The organism is Kitasatospora sp. YST-16 (assembly GCF_026802215.1).
In the GTDB taxonomy this organism is placed as follows: domain Bacteria; phylum Actinomycetota; class Actinomycetes; order Streptomycetales; family Streptomycetaceae; genus Kitasatospora; species Kitasatospora cineracea.
This window is the reverse complement of record NZ_CP113837.1, coordinates 7017439-7032130: the sequence shown is the minus strand read 5'-3', so window position 1 is coordinate 7032130 and position 14692 is coordinate 7017439. Positions and strand designations below refer to the sequence as shown.

Genomic DNA, 14692 nt, shown 5'->3' with positions numbered 1-14692 from the left:
GCCCTCCGGCCATCCGGCCGTCCGGCTTCAGCTGTACCCCGCGCACGGCGGAGGCGGTCCCCGTACCTTCCGGGGACCGCCTCCGCCGTGTTGTCGCCGCGCTCTCCGGGCCGCGCCCGTACGCGGTCAGCGGACGCGGTTGCGCCGGCGGCGGCGCAGCATGCTGCGCCGCTCCTCCTCGGTGCAGCCGCCCCAGACGCCGTAGCGTTCGCGGGCGGCCAGCGCGTGCCGCAGGCAGCGTTCGCGGACGGGGCAGCGCGCGCAGACGGCCTTGGCGGCGCGGTCGCGGTCCTCGTGGGCCTGGCCGCGCTCCCCGGCCGGGTGGAAGAACAGCTGGGAGTCGGCGGCGCGGCAGGCGCCGGCGAACTGCCAGTCCCACTCCTCCTCGACGGCGCCGGGCAGGCGCGAGATCACGGTCATCGGGTGCTCCTTCCGTCGGACGGTCCGACCAGCGGTGAACAGCCGGTCAGATGAACGGATGTTCTGTCCGTCTAACCGCGATCCGTCGGCCGAAGCACCCGTCCCGGCCGGAAGCACCCATTCCGACCGGAAGCACCCGTCCGGGCCGGAAGCACCGGTTCCTACCGGAGCGCCCGCTCCTCCGGGGGCGCCCTGCCCGGCGCAGCCGCTCAGCCCTCCTCGGGCTCGGGCGGCGAGGAGACCGGCACGGCGAACTCGGGGCCGTCCTCGGGGGACTTCTCGCTCTCGTCCGGCGGCGGCGAGCCCTCGGCGGTCATCCGGGCCTCCGGGGTCTCGGTGGGCGGCCACTCGTCGGCCGGCGCGCCCTCGTGGGTCCCGTGCGTGTGCTGCTGCGACATGCTCTCTCCCGCGGCTTCGTCTCGGCCCCCCTCTTCTCTCCATCCTGGCCCCCGCGGCGCACCACCGCCCCACCCGGAGCCCGGCGGCCACCGGCGTGTCGGGACCGCCGCGCCCGGGCCGGGGTACGCGGAGCGGGCCGGGGTACGCGGAGCGGGCCGGGGTACGCGGAGCGGGCCGGGACGGGTGCCGGCTGGCGGGTTCGGCGGGGACGGGGCACGGTGGTGGGACGGGGGGTGCCGTGCACCGCCGCGAGAGGAGAGGCCATGTCGTCGAAGCGCCGCCGCAAGAAGAAGGCCCGCGCGAGGCGCGGAGCGAACCACCGCCGTCGGCCCCAGTGCTGACCGCGGGACGCCCCGCCCCCGCCGTCGACCACTGACGACGCCGAAGCGGCCGCCGCACCGGAACCCCAGCCCCGGTGCGGCGGCCGCTTCACCGTGTCCGGCCCCGCCGCCACCGCTGCCCCGCCGCCCCACTACCTGCCACCTGCTCTACCTGCTACCTGCGCTCAGTGCTACCTGCGCTCAGTCGCGCGCGGCGCCCGCCCGGGCGGTCGGGGTGCCGGCGGCGCGGGCCGTCGCGGCGGCCCGGATCGGGGACAGGCCGCACGCCCAGACCATGACCGTGCCGAGCAGCCGGGCCAGCGGCCGGTCCCAGAGCCGGCGCACGGCCCAGGGGCGGTGGATGCCGAGGCCGCGGCGGGCCCAGCCGGGCAGCAGGCCGACGGCCGCGTTGGTGAGGACCCGGACGGCGAGGCGTTCGCGCCGGGTGCGGCCGAAGTCGCGCAGCAGGGCGACGGCCTCCAGCGCCTCCGGGGTGGCATGCAGCGCGCCGCGCACCCCGGCCAGGTAGCGGGCGAGTCCGGCGCGCGAGACGGGGACGCCGTCCGCGCCCAGGAGTTGGCCGATCTGGGCGACCTCGGCAAGGTAGTCGTCGCTCTCCGGCCCGCTCAACCTCCCGTGCCCGGCGAAGACTTGGTAGCCGGCCAGGAAGCAGGCGGCCTCCGCGGTGTGCACCCAGCACAGCAGGTCGGGGTCGTCGGCCCGGTACGGGCGGCCCTCGGCGTCCCGGCCGCGGACGTGGCCGTGGATGCGGCGCACGCCCGCGATCGCGGCCTCGGCGGCGGCGGAGGAGCCGAGCGTGGTGGTGGAGACGAAGCGGGCGGTGCGGTGCAGCCGGCCGACCGGGTCGGTGCGGTAGTCGGAGTGCTCGGCGACGGCGCGCATCGCCACGGGGTGCAGCGACTGCAGCATCAGCGCGGCGAACCCGCCGACCAGCATCCCGGCCGGGTGCGCGTGCACCCGCCACACCACGCTGGCGGGCCCGAACAGCCCGGGGTCGCCGGCCGGCCGGTCGTAGCGCTCCAGGTGCAGGTCGGCGCCGTGCACCGTGGAGTTGATCTCCCGCAGCAGTCGGCGGCGCACCGCCTCCACCGGCCGCCGCCACCCGGCGCCCGGTGCGATCCGTCCGGCCGCCACCCGCCCGTCCGCGACCCGTCCGTCCGTCATCCCGCACCGCCGTTCCCCGGTCCGCCCCGGCCGCGCTCCGGCCGCTCGCCGCCACCCTACGTCGGGGCGGTGCCCGGGCGGGACGGTCCGGACGGGACGGAAAGCGCCGGAGGGCGGGGACGGAAACGGGGCTGACAGTTCGCCGATCGGCGGCTACGATCACCGACGATGACTACGCATGGATTGGAGGTCCCGTCCTGCCGAAGTGAGTGCTGATGCACGACACTTCCCTCCTGGACGAGGACACTCGGAACAGTTTCTGGTCGCGCGTGCGGCGTTTCGCCGTCCCCCCGACCATGATCGATACCGCCACCGCCCGCCGTGCGCTGGGCGATTGGGGCGGGGCCTGCGCGGCGGCCGGTTGCGATCCGGAGTTCGAGCTGCGCGCCGTCTCCCGTACGTACGGGGCGGAGCTGGCCGGACGGCTCCGGGCCGACCTGCGGCAGTTGGCCCCGGACCTGCTGCGCTGGCACCTACCCCGGACGGCCCCCGACGGGCTGCTGCGGCCCGGGCTGACGCTGACCCTGGCGCGCTACCCGCGCGACGGGGACGCGGCGCCGCTGCACCTGGTGGCCCGGACGGCACCCGCTCACGCGGCGGCGGCCCAGCGCGTCGCGCTCGCGCTGTGGGACGCCGACGCCCGCCCACCCGGACGGCCCCGGTCCCGCCCCGACCCGCGCTTCCGCCTGGACCTGCACCGGCACCTCTGGGACGCCCACCGCGCCCCCGAACTCGCCAACCGCACCGCCGACCTGACGGACAGTCAGTTCGCCGATGCGGCATGGGAGTTCGAGGCCGGGCTGCTGCGTACGGCGGACGGCCTGCCCGCCGGAGCCCCCGTCGCGGTACGGCTCGCCCACCGGCGGTACCTGCTGCTCGGCGCACCCCCGGACACACCGCCGCAGGTGCCGCGCATCCCGCCCGGCCACCCGGTCCTGCCGGACGCCGCGACGTGGACGCCGCCCGACCTGCTGCTGCTCCGCACGGGGCTGCTCGGGCCGGACGCGCTGCACCCGCTGGTGGCCGCCGCACTCGTCCCCGGCCACCGGCCCGTCCAGGACTCCCGGAGCCAACGACCGGGCGACGATGGGGTGTTGACGGTGCAGTGCCGGGGCGTGCCACACCGGATCGCGGTGGTCGACGGGGTGCTCGTCCCGCTCGACCACGACCCGGAGCAGCTGCGGCGCGAGGAGGCCCTGGCGGCGTTCGGCGGCCCGCCGCTGCCCTGCCTGCGGGCGATCGACCGCGCGCACCGGCAGCCGGAGGACCTGGACAGTATCCGGCAGCGCCTGCTGCACGGCGACCGGGCCGGAGCGCTCGCCGCCGTGCGCCAACTCATCGGCCCGGAAGCCGTCCTGCGCGACGGGGCGCTCTCCGAAGCCCTGGACGACGACACCCGCCGACGCCTAGTCGGCAGCCTGCACACGGTCGGCCTCGGCCCCGGCGACAGCCGCTTCCACGCCATTCCCGTTCCCCTTCCCCACACCCCGCGCCCGCACGGCCGCACCCACCGACAACGCCTCCGGCCGCCCCGCCCACTGCGGCACCCCTGGCGGCACTGACCGCGCGCCGGCCGCCAACGCCTCCGGCCGCCCCTGTCGGCGGGCCGCACCACGGCCCCGCCGCGCCCCCGCACGCCTTCTCCCCGTCCCCGAGCACCCAGGTGGATCACCCATGACTTCTTCCCCTTCCCTCTCCTCCTCCGCTTCCCCCTCCATCTCCCCTTCGCCCCAACTCGCGCTCGCCGAACGGCTGCTGGGCCTCCTCAAGGAGTCCGCCACCGAGCCCCGCCAGGACCTGCAGATCGAGGCGCTGACCCTCGCGGTGGCCGCCGACCTGCCGGTGCTGCTGTGGGGCGAGCCCGGCATCGGCAAGACCGCCGCGCTGACCCAGCTCGCCACCGAACTCGACCTGCCGCTCACCACGGTGATCGCCAGCGTCCACGAGCCGTCCGACTTCTCCGGCCTGCCGGTGATCGGCGACGACCCCGCCGTGCAGGGCGTGCCGCTGGCGCCGCCGGACTGGGCGGTGCGGCTGGTGCGGCAGGGCCGCGGGCTGCTGTTCCTCGACGAGCTGTCCACCGCCCCGCCGGCCGTGCAGGCCGCGCTGCTGCGCCTGGTGCTGGAGCGGCGCATCGGTGCGCTGCAACTCCCGCCGGGGGTAAGGATCGTGGCGGCGGCGAACCCGCGCGGCTCGGCCGCCGACGGCTGGGAGCTGAGCGCCCCGCTGGCCAACCGCTTCGTCCACCTGGACTGGGTGCACGACGCCGAGGTGGTGGTGCGCGGCCTCGGCGGGGTGTGGCCGCGCGCCGAGCTGCCCCGGCTCGATCCCGAACGGCTGCCCGCCGCCGTGGAGTTCGCCCGCCGCGCGGTGTGCGGGCTGCTCACCGTCCGGCCCGAGCTGACCCACCGGCTGCCGAGCGCCGAGACCAGGCGCGGCCGGGCCTGGCCGTCGCCCCGCAGCTGGGAGATGGCCATGCGGCTGCTCGCGTTCGGCTCGGCGGCCGGCTCCTCCCGGGAGGTGCTGTCGTTGCTGGTGCGCGGCACCGTCGGCGACGGCCCGGGCCTCGAACTGCTGGCCACCGTCGACCGGTTGGACCTTCCCGCGCCCGAGGACCTGCTCGCCGACCCGGCCGCCGCCGTCCTGCCGCAGCGCGGCGACCTGCGGCAGACCGTGCTGGACGGGGTGGTGGCCGCCGTCCGGTCCCGTCCGACCCGCGAACGCTGGGACGCCGCCTGGGCGTTGATGGCCCGGGCGCTGGAGAGCAGCCCGCCGGACGTGCTGGTGGTGCCGGTGACCACGCTCGCCTCGCTGCGCCAGGACGCCTGGGAGGTACCGGAGTTGATCAACCGTTTCACGGGCGCGCTCCAGGTCTCCCGCCGGGCCGAACGCTCGGCGGCCCGGGTCCCGGCCGTCGCGGGCCGCCGATGAACGCCCCGGTGAGCGACCCGGTGAACGCCCCGACGGGTGCGCCGGCGGGTGCACGGGCGGGTGCGCCGCCGCTCGCGCTGGACACCGAGAAGCTGTTCGCGGCCCGGCTGCACGCCGTCCGGGCCCGCCCGTACCTGGCGACGGCGCTGTTCGCCATGCACGTGGTGGAGTCGTCCCGGGTGCCGACCATGGCGGTGGACCGGCACTGGCGCTGCTACGTCTCGCCCCGCTTCGTCGAACGCACCTCGGAGGAGGTGCTGGCCTCGGTCTGGGTCCACGAGGTCTCGCACCTGCTGCGCGACCACGCCCGGCGCGGCGACCGGCTGCTGCGCGCGATGGACCGCGAGGGGCCCGGCGCCCGCCTTCAGGTCAACCTGGCGGCGGACTGCGAGATCAACGACGACGCGTTCGGCGACGGCCTGGTCCGGATCCCCGACGCGGTCTACCCGGACACCCTCCGGCTGCCCGCGAACCAGCTGATGGAGCAGTACGCGCGGCACTTCTCCCTGGACAGCGAGTACCAGCACCTGGTGTGGCTGGAGTGCGGCAGCGGCGCGGACGGGTGGGAGCGGGAGTGGGACCTCGGCCCGGACGGCGCGCACGGCCTGAACGACCAGGAGCGCGACCTGGTCCGCTTCCGGGTCGCCCGGGGCATCACGGCCCGGCCCGGCCGGGCCCCCGCGGGCTGGCGGCGCTGGGCCGACGAGGTGTTCCACCCGCCGCAGCCGTGGCGGCAGTTGCTCGGCGCGGCGATCCGCTCCACGGTCGCGGCGGCGGGCGCCGGCGAGGACTACAGCTACGGCCGCCCGTCCCGCCGCTCGACCAGCCTGCCCGGGGTGGTGCTGCCCTCGCTGCGCCGCCGCCCGCCCCGGGTCACGGTGGTCGTCGACACCTCCGGTTCGGTCAGCGACCGCGAGTTGGGCTCGGCGCTGCTGGAGACCGCGGCAATCCTGCGCGCACTGGACGGACGGCGCGACCTGGTCTCGGTGATCTCCTGCGACGCGGCCGCCCGGACGGTCCGGGAGGCCGCCGCCGACAGCGGCTGGGTCCTGATCGGCGGTGGCGGCACCGACCTGCGCAACGGCTTCAGCACGGCACTGCGCCGCCGCCCCGCCCCCGACGTCATCGTCGCCCTGACCGACGGCCAGACCCCCTGGCCGAGCTCCCCGCCGCCCTGCCGCACCGTCATCGGCCTGTTCCCCCGCCCGTACACCGGCTCCGCGGCCGACGACGAGGACAACCCCGACTACCGGCCGGACACCCCGCCGGACTGGGCGAAGGTGGTCACCCTCTCCTGACCCGCCTGCCTTGCCTGCCCGGCGGCCGCGGCTCAGAGCGGGCGGAAGCGCAGCGTGTCGCCGGGGCGGGCCTGCGCGGCCGCGTCGAGGTCGGCACGGCGGACCACCGCGACGACCGGGTACCCGCCGGTGACGGGGTGGTCGGCGAGGAACAGGATCGGGCGGCCGGACGGCGGCACCTGCAGCGCGCCGCGCACCATGCCCTCGGAGGGCAGCTCGCCGCTCCGGGCCCGCTCCAGCGCGGGACCGTCCAGCCGCATGCCGACCCGGTCGCTGTCGCCGGTCACGGTGTACGGCTCCCCGTACAGGGTGCGCAGCGCGGCGGCGGTGAACCAGTCGTCGCGCGGCCCGGGGACGACGTGCAGCACCAGCGGCCCGGCCGGTTCGCGCCGCGGGGCGTGCTCGGCGGCGGGCCAGCCGGTGGCGGCGGTGCCGACGGGCAGCAGCCGACCGACGGCCAGCCGTTCGGGGCCGAGGCCCGCGAGGGTGTCGGTGGCACGGGAGCCCAGCACGGCGGGAACGTCCAGGCCGCCGCGGACGGCGAGGTAGACGCGCAGGCCGCGGGTCGGCGTACCGAGGCGCAGCCGGGCCCCGGCGGGCACCGTGAACGGGGTGCGTCCGGCGACCGGGCGCTCGTCCACCCGGGCCGGGCAGTCGGCTCCGGCGAGAGCACAGGTGATGGTGCGGTGAAACTCCAACTCGACGCCGCCGAGCGGCATTTCGAGCCCGGCGACGTCCTCCGGGTTGCCGACCAGCCGGTTCGCGAGACGCAGCGCACCCCGGTCAGCCGCCCCGGAACGCCCCACTCCGAGCGCCGCCAACCCGGGACGCCCCAGATCCTGCACGGTGGCACCGTACCCGGCCCGCACCACCAGCAGCCCGGCCGCGACCTCGTTCACCCGTGCCCTCCCTCGTCTTCGCCCACGTCTCCCTCTCCCCCGCAGTCTCCCCCTCCCCCTCCATCTCCTCCCGCGCCATCTCCTCCCCCGCCGTCGACCGCGACGAAGCGCACGGCGGTGCCGGGGCGCAGCCGGGTGGGCGGGTCGGCGGTGGTGTCCCAGAGCGGGAGGTTGGTGGTGCCGAGCAGTTGCCAGCCGCCGGGCGAGGTGCGGGGGTAGACGCCGGTGTACTCGTCGGCGACGGCGACCGCGCCGGTGGGGACGCGGGTGCGGGGTTCGGCGCGGCGGGGGACCCGCAGGCGCGGGTCGAGGCCGGTGAGGTAGGCGAAGCCGGGGGCGAAGCCGCAGAACGCGACGCGGTAGTGCCCGGCGGTGTGGCGGGCGACGACCTGGCCCGGGGTGAGTCCGGTGAGGCGGGCGACTTCGGCGAGGTCGGGGCCGTCGTAGCGGACCGGGATCAGCACCGTCTCGGCGGCTTCGGCGGGCGGGGCGGCGCGCAGCGGCAGCGCGGTGACGGCGGCGCGCAGGCGCTGCCAGTCGGTGGCGGCCGGGTCGTAGTGGACCAGGACGGTGCGGGCGGCGGGGACGAGTTCGCCGACGCCGGCGGGCGGGGTGTCGCGCAGGGCGGCGTGCAGCCGCTGGGCCTGTTCGGCGTCCTCGGTCTCGATCAGGACGGCGTCGCTGCCGCACCGCAGTACCCGCACCGCATCCGTCCCGTCCGCCGTGCGCGCCCGGCGCGGGTGTGCCGCGTGCGTGCGCCGCCGCCTCCCGGGCCCGGCGCGCTGTTCCGTCTGTCCACCGGCCGTCAGGTGCCCAAGGTACCAAGCCGTGTGGGCCCCGGAGGCATCTGCTGGACGTCGGCTGCCGGGGTGCCGGTGTTGCGGGCATGGTCCGGCCGCGGCCCCCGCCCGCTCGGTGTGCGGGGGCCGCGGCCGGGGCGTCCGACGGTGGCCACGCTCCTCCGCCGGGCGCCTCCCCGGTCAGGCCGGGGTGGCTTCGCGTTTCGCTTCCCGGCGCAGCACGCGGCGGCGGCGGGGTTGGTCGGGGAGCCAGCCGAAGGCGAGGCTGCTGCCGATCAGGCCGAGCAGCAGGCCGATGAAGAAGCCGCCGAGGTTGGAGGTGACCCAGGTGCCGAGGGTGGCGAGGGCGGCGAGCACGGAGTAGAAGACCCGCTGGACGGGGTGGAAGATCAGCAGCAGGCCGCAGAGCACCATGAGCGCGGGGACGATGTATCCGGCCAGGCCGAGCATGCCGATGCGGATGACCATGCGCATCGGGGCCTTCTCGGTGAACAGGATCTCGGCGCCGGCCAGGACGACCAGCAGTCCGCCCCAGAACGGCCGGCGTCCGCGCCAGCCGGCGAAGCCGCGCGGGACGGGCGCCGCCGCGGGGGTCTCGGCGACCGTTTCGCCGGTGCCAATGCCGGTGCCTGTGCCCGCGCCTGCGCTTGTGCCCGCGCCTGCGCCTGTGCCTGTGCCGTCAGCCGGGACGCCGGTGGTGGTGGCTGGGGTGTCGGCGGGCCGGGCGGCCGTGGTGTCGGCCGCCCGGTCCGGTGCCGGTCCGGGTTCAGCAGCCATTGCCGCTGAAGCTGAGGTGCATGTTGGGCAGGCGGAAGGTGCCGGCGGTGGTGGCGTAGTTCTGCTGCCGGAAGTGGTCGACCGCCACGGTGTCGCCCTGCTGGCCGAACATTCCGGGCGGGCCGGCCACGCCGCCCTTGTCGAAGGTGCTGGCGTCGCGGCCGACTTCGAGGTTCTTGAACTCGGCGTCACCGCTCATCAGGTCGGAGTCGGTGGTGAGGTTGTCGGCGGTGACGGGGGTGCCCTTGTCGCCGGCCGTGATCAGCAGGTTGATGCCGCCCAGGTTGACGCTCTGGCAGAGCTTGGTCAGGGAGGCCTGCTTGACCACGGTCTGGATCAGGAACAGCTGGCCGCCGGTGTCGCCGGCGTTGGGGCTGTTCTCGATCATGTTGTCGAGGGTGCCGAACTGCTCGAACCCGCTGCCGTCCAGTCTGTCCGCGGTGACCTCGAAGGCCATCCCCGAAATGGCGAACTGGGTGGCCAGGACGTTCTGCGCGGTCAGGGTCACCAGGATGCCCGCGGTGACGCAGGCCGGTACCGCCATGAGTGCGGCGCGGCGCAGTCGGACCCGGCCGCGCCCGGTCGTGGTGGCGGCGGATTGTTCTGCGGAGGGTGCCATGGAGGGCTCCTGAGGGTCGGGTGGGGGATCCGCAGCCCGTCGGCGGTGAGGGCCTGGCGTGGGTGGGATTCGCCAACTGCGGTGCCTGGCAGTTCAGTTGACGATCTTTCTCACAACCGGCGAGCTGACTGGAAGTTACCCCGGGGTACAGGGCGGGTCAATACTTCGCGCACCGTCCGGGAATTCCTGAACCACAGTCAATTCCTGTTACTGGTGGGACAGTTGAAAACCCGATGTGATCGAACTCCACTCACCTTCCTTCCAACTTCCGCTCTTCTCCTTGACGTTGCCCCGGCAAGCCGCCTAGAACTTGGCGAGTACCCGGCGGTAACCAGGCCTCGCGGCCGCACCCACCGGGTCGTTCCCGTTCCGGGCCCGGCGCGCGCTCCCGCACTCCCCCGTACCCCCGTACGGAGGCGCCGCGTTCCCGGTACGGCGGACCGCTCCGGCGCAACGGTGGCAGTCGTGCGCCCTCGGCCCGGTCGCTCGTGGCGTCGAGCGCCCTGTTCCCCCCAGGCCCAACCGCCCACCCGCTCAGCAGCTCGGCATCGCTCGGCACCACCGCCCGGCCCGCCTCGCCCTGCCCTGCCCTGCCCTGCCCTGCTCAGCCGTGCCCCGCCCCGCCCCCGCCTTGCCTTGCCTTGCTCAGCCCTGCCCCCTGCCGTCAGGAGTCCCCCGCCATGCACGCCAGCACGCCCACCCCTGCCGCTTCCGCCGCCTCGCCCGCAGCCGCGCCCGCCGCCGGCGCCGCCGCCTGCTGCCACCGGCCGCCGTCCTCGCCGGCGCCGCACTACTGGCCGGTGTCACCCCGGGATCCGCCTCCGCCGCCACCACGGCGGCGCCCGGCGCGCCGTACACCGGCATGGGCAACTGTCCGGTCGCCGCGCCCGCCATGACCAACCCGGAGAACCTCCAGGTCGGCTGCCTGGTGTCGGTGACCAACGCCGGGAAGTTCACCCTCGGCAGCACCGTGGTGGCGTTCAACTCGCCGATCACGCTGCAGTTCGGCTTCTACTGGGACAAGTCCGCGCCCGAGGTGTCGTTCCCGGACGGCAGCAGCGCCAACCAGTACACCGTGGTGCCGCCCACCAGCGCGCCGCTGCTCAGCGCGCCCATGGTGCAGATCAACATCCCGGGCATCCAGAACTTCCTGCCGGGCATCACCAGCGTCTTCGCTCAGGTCGAACTCGCGGGCCCGGTCACCAAGTTCACGCCGCTGGCGACCGGCGAGCCGTACCCGGTGTTCCAGCTGCCGATCAAACTGCACCTGTACAACGCGCTGTTCGGCGCGCACTGCTACGTCGGCTCGGACTCCGCTCCGCTGCTGCTCAAGCCGACCACCGGCGCGACCACCCCGACCGGCTCCACCCCGCCGATGACCGGCGACCCGGGCACCCTGGGCTACGACACGGACCCCAACGGGCACAACGCACTGGTCATTTCGGAGACCAACGCCTCCCTGGTCGACAACACCTTCGCGGTGCCCGGCGCCAGCGGCTGCGGCCTGCTCGGCTCGCTGAACCAGATCATCGACTGGACGATGGGCCTGCCCGCGGCGCCCGGCAAGGACTCGGTGAGCTTCCAGCAGACCAACGCGTCCTTCGTCCTGGACACCGACGTCGCCGACCTCACCGCCGCGCTGCGCGACAGCGCCGCGCACTGACGGCCCGCCGGGTCCGCCCCGCGCCACCTCCGCCACCCACCTCGCCCCGCCGGGCCGCACCCGCCCCACCAGCACCATCCGCTCCACCCTCCCCCACGAACCCGTGCCCGCCCCCGTCCCCAGCGCGGGGCCCGCACGCGCTCCGGCGACCGCGCCGGGGCAGCTCCGTCCGCTCCGCCCCACCCACCGGAAGGAACACCCTCATGCGCAACCGCCTCGCCGCCGGCCTCGCGGCCCTCACCGCCGCCGGCGCCCTGCTCGTCCTCCCGGCCGTCCCGGCCAGCGCGGCCGGCACCCCGGTGCTGACCATCGCCGGCACCGGCACGGCCGTCGGGGTCGGCGACACGCTGGCCGCGAACCTGGTCAGCGGCACCTACGCCACCATGTACAACCCGGGCACCACCACCGGCGTCAAGTGCTCCGGCTCCACCATCGGCGGCAGCGTCGCCGCCAACCCGCTCGCCACCGGCTCCGCCACCGCGTCCGGCCCGGTCGGCACCCTGACCTTCTCGGGCTGCACCTCCAACGTGGTGGGCGTCACCGGCGTGAACAGCCTGACCATGAACAACCTGCCCTACACCCTGAGCATCTCCGACTCCGCCGGGTTCCCGGTCAGCCTGAGCGGCTCCATCCAGGCCGCGGTCAGCCTCAAGACCCTGGCCGGCAACGCCCTGTGCACCTACTCCTCGACCGGCGGCGCCCTCAACGGCAACGCCACCAACACCCCGCCGCAGATCAACATGGCCAACCAGGCCTTCACCAAGCTGTCCGGCCCGAGCATCTGCTTCGCCAGCATCAACTTCTCGGCGTCCTACGGCCCGGTCACCGACACCACCCTGGGCGGCACCGTCTTCGTCAACTGACGCCGCCACCAACCGCGGTGCACGTCACCGCACCCCGCACACCCGGACGCCGCGCCCACCCCTCGGGCGCGGCGTTCCGCGCTGACGAGCCGTCAATCCCCTTCCCCACCAGCCTTGTTCGCGGTCCTGGCCCGCACGTGCACCCGCTCCCCCTGCGGGCCGAACAGGCTGAGGAACTCCACCGGCACCCGGCCCGCGTTGGTGAACAGGTGCGGCGTCCGGGTGTCGAACTCCGCCGCCTCGCCCGCCTTCAGCACCACCTCGTGCTCGCCCAGCTTCAGCAGCAGCTCGCCGGAGAGCACGTACAGCCACTCGTGGCCCTCGTGGGTGCGCTGCTCGCAGTTCTCCCGGCTGCCGCCCGCCGGGACGACGATCTTGTACGCCTGCATGCCGCCGAGGCTGCGGGCCAGCGGCAGGTACGTCCAGCCGTGCCGGACGAACGGGCGCAGCCGCACCCGGGGGTCGCCGGTGGGCGGGGCGTCGACCAGTTCGTCCAGCGCCACGCCGTGCGCGCGGGCCAGCGGCAGCAGCAGTTCCAGGGTCGGCCGCCGTCCGCCGGACTCCAGCCGGGAGAGCGTGCTGACCGAGATGCCGGTCTGCTCGCTCAGCTGCGCCAGCGTGGTGCCGTGCTGCTGCCGGATCGCCCGCAGCCGGGGGCCGACCCCCGTCAGCACCGCCTCGAAGTCCTCGCCCATCGCCTCGCTCCTCTCCGGCTTCGCCACTCCCCCATTTGCCACCCCTCCATTTGCCACCTCAGCAACATTGTTTGTCAATCCGGCGAACCCGGCGCACCATCGGAGCATGACCACGACGCACCCGCACGAGCACTCCCAGCAGCACCCGCAGCAGCCCTCGCGCCCCGCCCGCCACCACGACGTCCTGGTCGTCGGAGGCGGCGCCGCCGGGCTCAGCGGCGCCCTCACCCTGGCCCGGGCCCGCCGCTCCGTCCTGGTGGTCGACGCGGGCCGCCCGCGCAACGCGCCCGCCGAGGGCATCCACGGCCTGCTCGGCCGCGAGGGCCTCCCGCCCGCCGAACTGGTCGCCCTGGGCCGGGCCGAAGTCGCCTCGTACGGCGGCGAGTTCCACGACGCGGAGGTGCTCGGCATCCACCGCGAGGAGGACGGCGGCTTCCGCGCCGAACTGTCCGACGGCACCGCCGTGCACGCCCGCCGGCTGCTGCTGACCACCGGCACCACCGACCTGCTGCCCGAGGTGCCCGGCCTGACCGAGCGCTGGGGGCACCAGGTGGTGCACTGCCCGTACTGCCACGGCTGGGAGGTCCGCGACCGGAAGATCGCCGTGCTGGCCACCGACCCGGCCATCGCCGTCCACCAGGCCCTGCTGTGGCGGCAGTGGAGCGACGACGTCACGCTGCTCGCGCACACCAGCGCGCCGTTCGACGAGCAGCAGCGGCGCGAACTGGCCGCCCGCGGCGTGACCGTGGTGCCCGGCGAGGTGGCCGCACTGCTGCCCGAGGACGGCCCCGAGAACGGCCCCGACAGCGCCACCGGCGGCGCCGGGCTGACCGGGGTCCGCCTGGCCGACGGCACCGTGGTGGCCTGCGAGGCGCTGGCCGTCGGCACCGAGATGACGGTGACCGCGCCGTTCCTGGCCGAGCTGGGCCTGGCGGCGACCGACCTGGTCCGCGAGGGCGTCCGGTTCGCCACCCGGCTGGCCACCACCGACCCGACGGGCGCCACCGGCGTCCCCGGCGTCTGGGCGGCGGGCAACCTGACCGACCCGGCCGCGCAGGTCGCGATCGCCGCCGCGGACGGGCTGCGGGCGGCCGCCGCGATCAACGCCGACCTGGTCGCCGAGGAGACCCGGCTGGCCGTCGACGCGGTCGAGTTCTGGGAGAAGCGGTACGGCGAGAGCGAGCAGATCTGGAGCGGCCGCCCGAACGCCTCGCTGACCGTGCAGGCCACCGGCCTGGCGCCCGGCCGGGCGCTGGACCTGGGCTGCGGCGAGGGCGGGGACGCGATCTGGCTGGCCAAGCAGGGCTGGCAGGTCACCGCCGTAGACATCTCGCAGGTCGCGCTCGACCGGGCGGCCGCCCGGGCCGCCGTCGAGGGCGTCGCCGACCGGATCGACTGGCAGCGCGTCGACCTGGCGCACGCCTTCCCGTCCGGCGGCTACGACCTGGTCTCGGCGCAGTTCCTGCACTCCCCCGCCGAGTTCCCGCGCGAGCGGGTGCTGCGCCGGGCCGCCGCGGCCGTCGACCCCGACGGCACGCTGCTGATCACCAGCCACGCCGCGTTCCCGGCCAAGCACGACCACCCGCACCCCGACATGCACTTCCCGACCCCCAGGGAGATGCTCGCCGCCCTGCAGCTCGACCCGGCCGGCTGGACCGTCGAACTCGCCGAGGAGCACGCCCGGCACGACCACCCCGGGCACCCCGTCACCGACCCGGACGCCCGCCCGCACCGCGACTCCACCCTCCGCCTGCGCCGCAAGGGCTGACCGCACCCGCCCCCGGGGCCGCCGCCGTGCCCGCCCGCACGCGGCGGCCCCGCCC

Annotated in this window: 14 protein-coding genes; 6 read left to right on the top strand and 8 right to left on the bottom strand. The window is 75.6% G+C overall.

Annotation, left to right across the window (positions count from 1 at the left end):
* Positions 1–126: 126 nt before the first annotated feature.
* The 3 genes from OU787_RS31670 to OU787_RS31660 form a co-directional block, all read right to left on the bottom strand.
* On the bottom strand, positions 127–420 hold the full coding sequence (locus OU787_RS31670) for a WhiB family transcriptional regulator (RefSeq protein WP_030463445.1): 294 nt from the start codon (positions 418–420) through the stop codon (positions 127–129).
* A gap of 209 nt (positions 421–629) precedes the next feature.
* Positions 630–818: a hypothetical protein gene (locus OU787_RS31665; RefSeq protein WP_030463446.1), complete on the bottom strand. Its 189-nt coding sequence runs from the start codon at positions 816–818 to the stop codon at positions 630–632.
* Positions 819–1340: 522 nt separating this feature from the next.
* Positions 1341–2324 carry an oxygenase MpaB family protein gene (locus OU787_RS31660; protein ID WP_268661406.1) on the bottom strand — a complete coding sequence of 328 codons (984 nt, stop codon included), beginning with the start codon at positions 2322–2324 and terminating at the stop codon, positions 1341–1343.
* A gap of 296 nt (positions 2325–2620) precedes the next feature.
* Between OU787_RS31660 and OU787_RS31655 the strand changes: the two genes are divergently transcribed.
* The 3 genes from OU787_RS31655 to OU787_RS31645 all read left to right on the top strand — a co-directional run bounded on the left by OU787_RS31655 (position 2621) and on the right by OU787_RS31645 (position 6553).
* Positions 2621–3886 (top strand): hypothetical protein, encoded by a 1266-nt coding sequence (locus OU787_RS31655; RefSeq protein WP_268661405.1) that lies wholly within the window; start codon positions 2621–2623, stop codon positions 3884–3886.
* 112 nt (positions 3887–3998) lie between these two features.
* On the top strand, positions 3999–5255 hold the full coding sequence (locus tag OU787_RS31650) for an AAA family ATPase (RefSeq protein ID WP_268661404.1): 1257 nt from the start codon (positions 3999–4001) through the stop codon (positions 5253–5255).
* Positions 5252–6553 carry a vWA domain-containing protein gene (locus OU787_RS31645; RefSeq protein WP_442788596.1) on the top strand — a complete coding sequence of 434 codons (1302 nt, stop codon included), beginning with the start codon at positions 5252–5254 and terminating at the stop codon, positions 6551–6553. Before OU787_RS31650 ends, OU787_RS31645 begins: the two co-directional genes overlap by 4 nt.
* 32 nt (positions 6554–6585) lie before the next feature.
* Here the strand turns inward: OU787_RS31645 and OU787_RS31640 are convergent, their stop codons facing one another.
* From OU787_RS31640 to OU787_RS31625, 4 genes are all read right to left on the bottom strand, one after another.
* A complete protein-coding gene (locus tag OU787_RS31640; RefSeq protein WP_030463451.1) occupies positions 6586–7452 on the bottom strand; it encodes a biotin-dependent carboxyltransferase family protein in 867 nt (288 codons plus the stop codon).
* Entirely contained in the window at positions 7449–8156 is a 708-nt protein-coding gene (locus tag OU787_RS31635; protein WP_268661402.1) for a 5-oxoprolinase subunit B family protein, read from the bottom strand. The genes OU787_RS31640 and OU787_RS31635 overlap by 4 nt, the downstream gene beginning before the upstream one ends.
* A gap of 276 nt (positions 8157–8432) precedes the next feature.
* Positions 8433–9029, bottom strand: a complete 597-nt coding sequence (locus tag OU787_RS31630) for a DUF6114 domain-containing protein (RefSeq protein WP_442788595.1) — start codon at positions 9027–9029, stop codon at positions 8433–8435.
* Complete coding sequence (locus OU787_RS31625; RefSeq protein ID WP_030463454.1) at positions 9019–9648, bottom strand: DUF6230 family protein; 630 nt, start codon at positions 9646–9648, stop codon at positions 9019–9021. Before OU787_RS31625 ends, OU787_RS31630 begins: the two co-directional genes overlap by 11 nt.
* Before the next feature lie 862 nt (positions 9649–10510).
* On the opposite strand from OU787_RS31625, the gene OU787_RS31620 reads away from it, so the two are divergent.
* Entirely contained in the window at positions 10511–11311 is an 801-nt protein-coding gene (locus OU787_RS31620; protein WP_268661401.1) for a hypothetical protein, read from the top strand.
* Between the two features lie 203 nt (positions 11312–11514).
* Positions 11515–12174, top strand: a complete 660-nt coding sequence (locus OU787_RS31615) for a hypothetical protein (RefSeq protein WP_030464663.1) — start codon at positions 11515–11517, stop codon at positions 12172–12174.
* Positions 12175–12266: 92 nt separating this feature from the next.
* Here the strand turns inward: OU787_RS31615 and OU787_RS31610 are convergent, their stop codons facing one another.
* Positions 12267–12869 (bottom strand): helix-turn-helix domain-containing protein, encoded by a 603-nt coding sequence (locus tag OU787_RS31610; RefSeq protein ID WP_268661400.1) that lies wholly within the window; start codon positions 12867–12869, stop codon positions 12267–12269.
* Between the two features lie 106 nt (positions 12870–12975).
* Here OU787_RS31610 and OU787_RS31605 point away from each other — a divergent pair, with 106 nt between their 5' ends.
* Positions 12976–14637, top strand: a complete 1662-nt coding sequence (locus OU787_RS31605) for an FAD-dependent oxidoreductase (RefSeq protein WP_268661399.1) — start codon at positions 12976–12978, stop codon at positions 14635–14637.
* The last annotated feature ends 55 nt before the right edge of the window (positions 14638–14692 follow it).